This window comes from Bradyrhizobium sp. 23 (assembly GCF_023073295.1).
In the GTDB taxonomy this organism is placed as follows: Bacteria; Pseudomonadota; Alphaproteobacteria; order Rhizobiales; family Xanthobacteraceae; genus Bradyrhizobium; species Bradyrhizobium canariense_D.
Genome location: NZ_JADPJF010000109.1, coordinates 6,807 through 8,831, shown reverse-complemented (window position 1 = coordinate 8,831; position 2,025 = coordinate 6,807). Strand labels below are relative to the sequence as shown.

3 protein-coding genes are annotated in these 2,025 nt (G+C 63.6%); 2 read left to right on the top strand and 1 reads right to left on the bottom strand.

The window, feature by feature from the left end; translation table 11 throughout:
- A partial coding sequence (locus tag IVB32_RS27685; RefSeq protein WP_276576783.1) for an NAD(P)-dependent oxidoreductase occupies positions 1-324 on the bottom strand: 324 nt, incomplete at its 3' end.
- A gap of 245 nt (positions 325-569) precedes the next feature.
- Between IVB32_RS27685 and cysD the strand changes: the two genes are divergently transcribed.
- Positions 570-1,364 (top strand): sulfate adenylyltransferase subunit CysD, encoded by a 795-nt coding sequence (gene cysD, locus IVB32_RS27680; RefSeq protein ID WP_026232781.1) that lies wholly within the window; start codon positions 570-572, stop codon positions 1,362-1,364.
- Positions 1,365-1,383: 19 nt separating this feature from the next.
- Positions 1,384-2,025: GTP-binding protein (locus tag IVB32_RS27675; RefSeq protein ID WP_247411977.1), on the top strand; the 642-nt coding region annotated here is incomplete at its 3' end.

Below are 2,025 nucleotides of genomic sequence, written 5' to 3'. Positions count from 1 at the left end.
ATGCTCGAGATCGTCCATGACATTGACCGGCAGGCCGAGCGCCTTGGCGCGGACCGACATCGCCACGCCGACATCGCCGGCGCCGGCGCAAACCACCGCGATGATTCCCGAGAGATCGGCGGTCAGCGGATCGGTGGCCGAGATGTCGATACGCGCCGCGTCCTCGGAGCTCAGACCCAGGTCGTGATTGCCATCGATCGCATGCACGCGAATGCGCGCACCGGCAGCGGTCAGCACGCGCAGCTTGGCGCGCAAAAGCTCACCCGCACCGATGAGGACCACCGGACCGGCCTTGAGATCGAGGAACACGGGCAAGAACCGCATACGATACTCGCTTACCCCACATGCGGGGTTGACTGGAATTATTTTCTATATATGTGTCGTTTCAGGCGCGCAAAGAGAAAATTTTTTCTTCTCTCTTGCACCGCAACTATAGAATTTTCGCCTCCAAACGCAAAGTGGCAGAGATGCATCTTCTCAAGGACAATTCCACTGCTGGCGGGCTGAGCAGCCCCGCTCTCGCCGAGCGCGTGCCCGCGCAAGAATTTTCTTCTGACCTTGCCCCGAGCATGGACCATCTCGACCAGCTCGAGGCCCAGAGCATCTACATCTTCCGCGAAGCCTTCGGCCGCCTCAAGAAGATCGCCCTGCTGTGGTCGCTCGGCAAGGACTCCAATGTCATGATCTGGCTGGCGCGCAAGGCATTCTTCGGCCGTCTGCCGTTCCCGGCCCTCCATGTCGACACCGGCAAGAAGTTTCCGGAGATGTATCGCTTCCGCGATCACTACGGCAAGGAATGGGATCTCGATCTGCGCGTCGAGCCCTGCCCGCCGATTGATGCCGTCGACCCAACGCTGCCGCCCGCCGCCCGTTCCGCCGCGCGCAAGACCGAGGGCCTCAAGATGGCGCTCGCCAAATACGGTTTCGACGGTCTGATCGCCGGCATTCGCCGCGATGAGGAGGCGACGCGCGCCAAGGAGCGCGTGTTCTCGCCGCGCGGCTTGGAGGGTAATTGGGACGTGCGCGACCAGCCGCCGGAGTTCTGGGATCATTTCAATGCGTCGCCGCCGCAGGGCGCGCATTTGCGCATCCATCCGATCCTGCATTGGACCGAGTCCGATATCTGGGCCTACACCAAGCGCGAGAACATCCCGATCATCCCGCTGTATCTGTCGCAAAACGGCAAACGCTATCGCTCGCTGGGCGATCAGGACATCACCAATCCGGTCGCCTCAAACGCGTCGACTATCGACGAGATCCTGATCGAACTCGAGCAGACCAAGGTGCCGGAACGTTCCGGCCGCGCGCTCGACCACGAGACCGAGGACGCTTTCGAGCGCCTGCGCGTCGCCGGCTATCTCTGATCAAGGACGCGAGCGTCGTATGAACATGATCGTCACCCCCGCATCGCCCGCCACCCCGAACGGCACCACGCGTCCGCAGGTCCGCATCGTCATCGTCGGCCATGTCGACCACGGCAAGTCGACGCTGGTCGGCCGCCTGCTGCACGAGACCGGCAGCCTGCCCGACGGCAAGCTCGACATGCTCAAGGCCGTCAGCGCGCGGCGCGGCATGCCGTTCGAATGGTCGTTTCTGCTCGACGCGCTCCAGACCGAGCGCGACCAGGGCATCACCATCGACACCACGCAGATCCGCTTCCGCACCAATTCGCGCGACATCGTACTGATCGACGCGCCCGGCCACGCCGAATTCCTGCGCAACATGATCACCGGCGCCTCGCAGGCGGACGGCGCGGTGCTGATCATCGACGCGCTCGAAGGCGTGCGCGACCAGACGAGGCGGCACGGCTATCTCCTGCATCTGCTCGGCGTGAAGCAGGTCGCGGTCGTCGTCAACAAGATGGACCGCGTCGACTTCTCCGCAGCGCGCTTCAAGGAGATCAGCGACGAGATCTCGGCGCATCTGCAAGGCCTCGGTGTGAAGCCCACGGCCGTGATCCCGATTTCCGCCCGCGAGGGCGACGGCGTCGCTGAGCGCACCGACCGCATCGGCTGGTACAAGGGT